This window comes from Butyricicoccus sp. AF18-9LB, from assembly GCF_027684505.1.
In the GTDB taxonomy this organism is placed as follows: Bacteria; Bacillota; Clostridia; order Oscillospirales; family Butyricicoccaceae; genus Agathobaculum; species Agathobaculum butyriciproducens.
Window position 1 is genome coordinate 1 of sequence record NZ_JAQCWA010000046.1, and the last position, 8,042, is coordinate 8,042.

Here is an 8,042-nt window from a genome sequence, read left to right on the forward strand (position 1 = left end):
AAAAGCGACCGATTTTTTTGTCGGGAAAAGGTAAAAAAAATATATTGATAATATAACGCCCCCATAGGGGGCTGGAGGTGCGTGGTCATGTATGATATTTTAGGTGCTTTGAACTCGCTTTTTGAGGAAGTTCACTATATGGACTTTTATCGGGATATTTTTCCGGAAGGTTCTTTCGAGGAGCGCGGTGAGTATGAGGATGGGAAATATAATGGCATAGCGATTGCCATTGAGAAAGGCAGCAAGCGCGCAAAGCGTATGACGATTACTGATGATCTTGATACGATTGCGGATATGGCTGGAGCAAATGATTTCTGTCTTATGAGTCCGATCAGCTACGCAGGTAAGAGCCGGAAGTCCTCCAATGCTCGGTTTATGTATGCGTTGGCTATTGACCTTGATGGTATGACGGAGCGGAAGCATTGGGATTTCTTTATGGAGCAGATTAACCGTGGCCATGAGATGTTGCAGTTTGTTTGGGGTCTGCCGCGGCCTACGTATTTGGTATCTTCCGGCTCAGGTATCCATATTTATTATGTCTTTAAGCGGCCTATTCCGATGTTTAAGAACATTGTTGAGGAGTTGGAGAAGCTGAAAAGGCGGCTGACTTGGCAGGCATGGACACAGGGCGCGTCCTCGCTGCATGATAAGGTGCAGTATGAGAGTTTGTTTCAGGGTTTTCGTGTGGTTGGTACGATTACGAAAGATGGTGGTCGCTGCCGTGCGTTTTCGGTCGGTGAAAAGGTCACAGTAGAGTATTTGAATAAGTTTGTGCCAGAGGATCATCGTGCTGTGAGTTTTGTTTATAAGTCTGATTTACGGCTTGAAGATGCGAAGAAGAAGTATCCGGAGTGGTATCAGCGGCGTATTGTGGAGAAGCGACCGAGGAATACATGGACTTGCAAGAAAGCAGTTTATGACTGGTGGATTAGGAAGTTGAAAGAGGGGGCCGAACAGGGCCACAGATATTGGTGTATTATGACTCTTGCGACATATGCGCAGAAGTGTGGAGTACCCCGAGAAACGCTCGAGGAGGACGCATACGGCCTTATTCCGTTCATGAATACAAAAGGTGATGAGTTTACCGAAGATGATGTTATGCACGCTCTGGAGGCTTATACGGATAGCTATACTACATATCCGATTGATATAATAGTGTGGCGCACGGGTATCCCGATCGAGAAGAATAAACGGAACGGAAGAAAACAAAAACAGCACATGGAGGTAATGCGTGCAATTCAGAATGTTGTCAATCCGAATTGGCGTGAGGGCAATGGCAGGCCGGACAAGTTATCTGTGGTAACTGAGTGGCGTTCAGAGCATCCAGAGGGAACGAAAGCGGAGTGTATCAGAGAAACTGGATTGAGCAAACCGACAGTGTATCGCTGGTGGAGGGAGATAGATTTGATGGAATTACGAGAGTATACGAATAAAGAGAAGATGGTTCAGCTGTCTGGTGATGAGAGCCAGCGTAAGGCAGCTGAGATTGTGGCTGCGGTGACTGCGATTGCGCAGGAACGCGGGCTTTCGGAAGAAGAAGCCTATGAAGTGTTCTTGCATGGAAAGACCAGAAAAGGGCAGGTGCAGGAGCAGGCAAAACACATGGTTTTTGCGGAAAGTGAGGTCGATGCCGGGCTGTTGGTTGGGTGTGCGGTGAATGGTATTCGCGGGATCAACGTTATGCCGGACGATGAGTACATGAATTATTTAGCGACCGATTGCGTTAACGCTTTGTTTCCGCCCAAAAACAGAAAATAAATGATGTTGATATTTTAGCATAATTACGCTAAAATAATGATAAGGAGGTTGATGGTATGAATATGATTAGACCTGTATCGGATTTGCGAAATAACTTTGCGGACATTTCCAAAACAGTGCATGAAACGGCTCAGCCTGTCTTTTTAACCAAAAATGGGTATGGTGATATGGTCGTTTTGAGCATGGAAGCGTTTGAAAACCTGCAATTTGAAAGCGAGGTTTACTTCAAGCTGCAAGAGGCCGAGCGAGAGGCCGAGCTGACAGATCAGCGTTATTCTTCTAAAGATGTGTTGAAAGCGATGAAAGCCGCTATTGGAGGGGAGTTGGGTGTATAAACTGGAGTACCTGCCTGTTGCCCAGCGAGATATGGTTGAAATCGTGCGCTATATCAGTGGTGAGCTGCAAAACCCTGCTGCGGCAGATCGGTTAGCGATGGAGATGGTGAACGCTGCGGAAAGCGTACTTACATTTCCGTATGCGCTTCCGACGTATCAACCAATCCGCCCATTGAAGCGTGAGTATCGAAAAATCTTAGTCCAGAATTTTTTGGTGTTTTACTGGGTGGACGAAGAAAAGAAGTTGGTGACAGTCGCTCGTGTGGTGTATGCTAAACGAGATGTTGCCAGATTGCTGGAGTAATAATCACGAGCAAATTTTATTTGCATTGCGCTTGCAACGCAAATAAATAAAGCATATAATATGGATGTAGAATATCAGTAATATGCTTTGAGGGGAGTGCTTTTATATGGCAACTAAGGGTAATATGACGCTTCGTATTGAACCGGAGCTGAAGAAGCAGGCGGCAGATTTGTTTCAGTCGTTGGGCATGGATTTGAGCACCGCTACGGGCATTTTTTACCGTCAGGCACTGCGCTATCATGGATTGCCGTTTGAAGTTCGTCTGGACGAGCCGAACGAAACCACTTATGCAGCGATGAAAGCAGCGGAGAATGATGAAGATATGCACGGCCCGTTTGACAGCGTGGCAGACATGATGGAGGCCCTTAATGCTTAAACCGGAGTTTACGGGACAATTCAAGAAAGACTATAAGCTGGCGGTGAAGCGTGGCTGCGATCCGCAAAAGCTGAGTGCTGTCGTGGAATTGCTGTGTGAGGAGAAGCCGTTGCCGTCTGCGTACCGAGACCATGCGCTGACCAATTCGAGAAATTACAAGGACATGAGAGAGTGTCACATTCAGCCGGATTGGCTACTGGTGTATAAGATTGAGCGCGGCGCTCTGATATTGAAGCTGATTAGAACCGGTTCGCATAGCGACCTGTTTTAAGGGGAGTGTGCCGGATGGCCAAAACGATCAAGGAAATCGCGGACGAATTGGGCGTATCAAAGACTGCTGTAAGTAAGCAAATCGCAAACCTTGGTTTGCGATCAAGTTTGCGAAAAAACGGAAACCAGTTTGCGATCGAAAACCAACAAGAAAAGTTAATAAAAATGGCTTTTCGGAAAAATAGACAGCGAGATAGCATGGCTGAAAATGCGGTTAGCGATGAGCAATCGCAAACCAAATTGCAAACCGAAAACGCCAACCAATCGCAAACCGAAAACCATGAAGTTTGCGATTTAGTTTGCGTTTTACAGACTACTGTTGATACGCTGCAAGAACAGCTGTCAGTGAAAGATCAGCAGATCAGAGAGTTAAACGCAAGGTTGGCTGAGTGCAGCACTGCATTGCTGGCAGCGCAGGAAACCGCGCGTGCGGCGCAGGCCCTCCACGCTGGGACAATCCAGCAGCAGCTTTCCGATGGGGAAGATCGTGCAGCTGCCAGCGTGCCGGATGAGCAGACTGCGCCGAACAATCGACGATGGTTCAGTAGGTTCTTTCGGAGATAAAGGCTGTGCATTGAAATGCCACAGACCTGAGTGATGTATGCTTTTGAGGGAAATGGAGACTATTATTTAAGGATTTATTTTGTGGTAGTAAATAAGTTTTTATGTATGCTATTAATGCAGGAGAAGACCGTAGCAACCATTATAATGTTAATAAGTATAGTTGCAAACGGGAAGGTGACTTTTTCCCCGATAGAATAAATTGTAGCAGCATCGTAGACAACATTATCATAGAAAAAATTCAATATAATGTAAGATATTGTATTAATAGACGAAAGTAGAATAATATATAAATAGATCAGAATAACACCAGTAATCTGAATATAATGTGCGATTTTATCTATCCATGTGGTAAGAACGTTTTTTATAGTGAATTGTTCTAAGATCAGGATGATTATGGATGCTATAATAACGCATATTCTCCAACCTGATATAATATTGTGTTCGACAAATAGGATTAAAGTAAAAATGATCAGAAATGGATGTATAAGTTTATTACTTGCAGAATAGGGAGTGTGGCTAAAAGAGGGAATGCCGTTTTGCTGCAGTTGATTAGTGATATATGTGTAAGGAAAGTGAGTTAATAATACCACGCAAAAAAGTATGAATGCTATAATAGTGTTAGTGGGAAGAGATAAATCTGTTTGAGATATAGCGATAGGTTGTGATGCGAAATAAATATAAAAGCAGATTAAGCCGATACGAAGTATAGTTATGCTCTTTATAGTGTTCATTTTTATTACCTCAACAAAATGATAACCACTTAAAATATAGGATATACCATGAGGACGTTCAAGAACGTCCTCATGGTATATCTTTATACTTATTTGGTTTTGACATCAGTCATCAGGGTTTTTGTTGTTTCGCCAAAATATCCTGTTGGTAGAGTTATAGCTGCACCTGCAGAGAGTTTGTACTTATGATGGCTTTTTAATCCAGTAAATTCATCTTCGAATAAAAAACCCCATTCACCGGAGTCGGAATCGGAGAAGAACTTAATGTACTTTCCGGCGGATACATCGTAGAGGTTTACAGTGACGCCGGCATAGGGCAAAACAATTCTCGGAGTGAGAATGGTAGCAGCAAATTTAACAGAGTTTTTGGTAACATCAGGTGCCAACTGGAAGTACCAAAGGCATTCTTCCACGGCAGTAGTGGAAACATCATTAGTGTTTGAAGTGGGTTCGAGCGGCATATTATTATATGCTTCTTGAACATCTTTCGGCAGGGAATAAAATTCTTCAGGCTCAAAATAGCGATAAAGATCTCCGTAGGTTGAGGTGCTGGTTGGCGTAAATCCTTCCACTTCTTCTGCGGTATCAACAGCGCCTGCCGTTACAACTGCAGATGATAGGATAATGGTTAGACACAAAAATGCGGAGAAAAGATGAGACAATTTTTTCATGAAAATGCTCCTTTCTATAGAGGGTGAAAATGGTGATTAGCATAAGCTAACTATAATATAGATGTTCCAAATTTTCAAGAGAAATAATAACAGATTTTTTATCAGTTATTTGTATGAACTAACCAATAAAAACGAGATGTGAAATGCTTATTTATACAAAGTGTAAACAGATAAATCGTTATAATGCTTAGATTATTTGATATGATGTAATCGGATATAATAACTGAAGTACAGTCGGAGTAATACTTCGGGCTGGTCTTGTGATTTTTGCTTGCGGTGTGGTTTTGGTCGGCGTTATCGCAAGCTTAATTTATCGCTTAATTGGAAGTCGAGCGTTGGATGTGTTCATATCAGTTAATGGAATGAGTGTAGCGATTGTTCTCTTGCCAACATCATATATTCCGAAAAGCGAGCGTCAAGGGTGGTTCATGCGAACCACTTTTTTCGCCCCGTTGCACGCCGATCTGCTGCGTAGACGGCTCGAACGGGGCGAAAAAAGCAAGCCCTTGACGCTCGTTTTTCTCCATGTGCTGCAGTAGGCAGGAGGGCAATCTGCCGTACTGGGGCTTGCTACCGCAAGCCCATCTCCCACACTTGACAACGATATGCCAGCTATGTATAATTAGGGTGTGGGAGATATATTGCAAGCTACCTAAAGTGTTACCACTTTAGAGCTTGTGAGGGGGCTGCACCCCCTTCAATCCCCTGCTTGGAGAACGCCGCGAACGAAAGAAAGAGAGGTTTCCCATGTTGTACGAAGATCGGAAAAAAGAAATCGAAACCGTCAAAGAGCGGACACTCGTTTTGAAATTGTCCGATGCTGATTGCGACCGCATTTTGCAAAAAGCAGCCAGCCACGGCATGACGGTTTCTGAGTTGTTGGAGAGCTTCATCGGTGATCTGGTTGATGGCACTTTCACCAATGGTTCGGACGAACGCTATCTTGCCGAGGACTGGTTCAACCGCTGCGGTTTTGAGCGTGATGATAAGAGAACGCTGCTGTGGCATTTGCTGGAGCAGAACGCAGACCTCGAAAATTTTATCGAACTCTATGAGGAGAACGAAGAATACAAATCGCACCCAGAGGAGTTTGAGGAGCAGCGTGAAGAATACGAAATGGAGCCAGGTGACACGTTCGATTTTGAAGATGAATTGCAGTATTGGCTGGACGATTGGAAGCCGAGCAAGTTGAGTATGGCCGAAGAAGTAGAAGCAATCCGAGATTATGTAGAGGCACTGAGAAAATTTAAGGGAGAATAACGGCGGTCATGGCAAATAAGAGTAGACCGAAGCAGCTCTCGTTCCGAGTTAGTGAGGAGGAATGGGAGCTGCTGCAACAGAAAATTTCTGAAAGCGGCATGAACCAGCAGCGGTACATTTTGTCCTGCGTGCTGGGTAAGGAGATTGTAAATACGGACGGTATCAAAGAGATCGTGCCGGAGCTGAAACGGCAGGGCACGAACCTCAACCAAATCGCCCAAAGACTTAATGAGCGCGGCTATATTGATTACAAAAAAGAATTGCCGACGGTATTAGATGAGGTGAAAATGGTATGGCAGTCATTAAGGCAGTATCTTCAAAAGCTGGGATAAACACAGTCCTCGATTATGTAATGCAAGAGGAAAAAACTGAACAAAAGTTGCTGAGTGGCTTGAATTGCGTTCCTGATACAGTTAAAGATGAAATGAGAGTTACGAAATTATTGTGGGATAAGGGCGGAGGGCGAACCTACAAGCATTTTGTTCAGAGCTTTGCACCAGGCGAGAAGATAGATCCGGCACAGGCGCACCAGATCGCGTGCCAGCTGGCAGCCTCACGACCGGAGTGGCAGGACTTTGAGGTGTTGATTGCTACCCATGAGGACAAGGAGCATATCCACACGCACTTTGTGGTGAACAGCGTGAGCTATGTAGACGGCCACAAGCTCCAGCAGAGCAAGGCAGAGCTGCAGGCCATGAAAGATTATTCGGACCAGCTTTGCGCGAAATATGGGCTGCATATTACCGAAAAGGGAAAGACCTTTGACGGACAGGAGCGAGAGGAAACGGCAGCGTTCAGCAAGGATACCTATCAGTTGCTCAAAAAAGCCGAGCAGGGCGAGGTAAAGAGCTATGTGCAAGATATTGCGCTGGCGATATTGGACTGCCGAGAACAGGCCACCAGCCGTACAGACTTTGTGCAGCGTATGAATGAGCGAGGATACGGCGTAGACTGGCAGGACAGCCACAAATATATTACCTTTACAGACTTAAAACGGCAAGAGCAGGGCGAAAAGCAGTGCAAAATCCGCAATAACAAGCTGGAGAAGTATTATAACATGGACTTTGGAAAGGAGAGCTTGGAACATGAGTTTGAGGGCAATGCACGAAGTCAGCAAACAGCGCAGCGTGCAAGAGAGCAGCTCGCAGCTGATCGAGGAGCAAAGACAGACAATCGGACAGCAGAAGCAGACAATATCGGAGCTTTCATCGCAAATATCGCTGCTCAAGTCGGAAATGCAGAAGCTGGCAGACAAGAACGCGCAGCTGAACGAAGCCGACGAAGTGCAGGAGATACAGAAAGAGAACGCAGAGCTAAAGAAGCAAAACGAGCAGCTGAAGCAAGTATGCGCCGACACCGGAGAGATGATCTCGAACTTTAAGAAAGAAACAGAGAGGTTACAGAAACAAAAGAAACTGCTAATAGGCGTAGTAAACACTCTTATGGAGAAATGTATGGGAGTAACTGAGGAAACTCAAGATATTCAAACGAAGAAATCGTTTTTTGGACGAGTAAAAGGGTTAACGTGGGAGCGGTGGCAGCGGATAATAAATGCTGTGACCGCGTTAGGTGCAACGGTACAGGCGTGCAATAGGACATTAAAGGCACAACCTAAAGCAGTAGTAGAGAGAAAAAAGAGTATCCGAGTGCAGCTCCAAGAAATTAAAGAGAAACACGGCACGAGGGATTGACACCCTCGTGCCGTTACTGTAAAATATGGACAAGCAAATACGGTCGAAAAGCGACCGATTTTTTTGTCGGGAAAAGGTAAAA

11 protein-coding genes are annotated in these 8,042 nt (G+C 44.9%); 10 read left to right on the top strand and 1 reads right to left on the bottom strand.

Translation table 11 applies throughout. The features are described from left to right. The first annotated feature begins 87 nt into the window (after positions 1 to 87). The 6 genes from PGY33_RS14025 (at position 88) to PGY33_RS14050 (ending at position 3,607) form a co-directional block, all read left to right on the top strand. Positions 88 to 1,758, top strand: a complete 1,671-nt coding sequence (locus tag PGY33_RS14025) for a hypothetical protein (RefSeq protein WP_270479167.1) — start codon at positions 88 to 90, stop codon at positions 1,756 to 1,758. A 56-nt stretch (positions 1,759 to 1,814) separates the two neighbouring features. Then, the gene (locus PGY33_RS14030; protein ID WP_270479169.1) at positions 1,815 to 2,093 is read left to right on the top strand and encodes a type II toxin-antitoxin system Phd/YefM family antitoxin; all 279 of its coding nucleotides are present in this window, start codon (positions 1,815 to 1,817) and stop codon (positions 2,091 to 2,093) included. After that, on the top strand, positions 2,086 to 2,397 hold the full coding sequence (locus PGY33_RS14035; protein WP_270479170.1) for a type II toxin-antitoxin system RelE/ParE family toxin: 312 nt from the start codon (positions 2,086 to 2,088) through the stop codon (positions 2,395 to 2,397). The genes PGY33_RS14030 and PGY33_RS14035 overlap by 8 nt, the downstream gene beginning before the upstream one ends. Before the next feature lie 106 nt (positions 2,398 to 2,503). Next, positions 2,504 to 2,773, top strand: coding sequence for a type II toxin-antitoxin system RelB/DinJ family antitoxin (locus PGY33_RS14040; protein WP_138301788.1), 270 nt, complete (start codon positions 2,504 to 2,506; stop codon positions 2,771 to 2,773). Then, positions 2,766 to 3,044, top strand: a complete 279-nt coding sequence (locus PGY33_RS14045) for a type II toxin-antitoxin system YafQ family toxin (protein ID WP_270479171.1) — start codon at positions 2,766 to 2,768, stop codon at positions 3,042 to 3,044. The genes PGY33_RS14040 and PGY33_RS14045 overlap by 8 nt, the downstream gene beginning before the upstream one ends. A gap of 14 nt (positions 3,045 to 3,058) precedes the next feature. Further along, positions 3,059 to 3,607, top strand: a complete 549-nt coding sequence (locus PGY33_RS14050) for a hypothetical protein (RefSeq protein WP_270479172.1) — start codon at positions 3,059 to 3,061, stop codon at positions 3,605 to 3,607. A gap of 820 nt (positions 3,608 to 4,427) precedes the next feature. Here the strand turns inward: PGY33_RS14050 and PGY33_RS14055 are convergent. Continuing rightward, a complete protein-coding gene (locus PGY33_RS14055; RefSeq protein WP_270479173.1) occupies positions 4,428 to 5,009 on the bottom strand; it encodes a hypothetical protein in 582 nt (193 codons plus the stop codon). A 747-nt stretch (positions 5,010 to 5,756) separates the two neighbouring features. Between PGY33_RS14055 and PGY33_RS14060 the strand changes: the two genes are divergently transcribed. The 4 genes from PGY33_RS14060 (at position 5,757) to PGY33_RS14075 (ending at position 7,960) form a co-directional block, all read left to right on the top strand. Then, positions 5,757 to 6,269 (top strand): molecular chaperone GrpE, encoded by a 513-nt coding sequence (locus PGY33_RS14060; protein WP_270479174.1) that lies wholly within the window; start codon positions 5,757 to 5,759, stop codon positions 6,267 to 6,269. A gap of 8 nt (positions 6,270 to 6,277) precedes the next feature. Then, a complete protein-coding gene (locus PGY33_RS14065; RefSeq protein WP_270479175.1) occupies positions 6,278 to 6,601 on the top strand; it encodes a plasmid mobilization protein in 324 nt (107 codons plus the stop codon). Further along, positions 6,562 to 7,650: a relaxase/mobilization nuclease domain-containing protein gene (locus tag PGY33_RS14070; protein WP_270479176.1), complete on the top strand. Its 1,089-nt coding sequence runs from the start codon at positions 6,562 to 6,564 to the stop codon at positions 7,648 to 7,650. Before PGY33_RS14065 ends, PGY33_RS14070 begins: the two co-directional genes overlap by 40 nt. Positions 7,651 to 7,723: 73 nt before the next feature. Further along, on the top strand, positions 7,724 to 7,960 hold the full coding sequence (locus tag PGY33_RS14075) for a hypothetical protein (RefSeq protein WP_147356956.1): 237 nt from the start codon (positions 7,724 to 7,726) through the stop codon (positions 7,958 to 7,960). Positions 7,961 to 8,042: the final 82 nt, after the last annotated feature.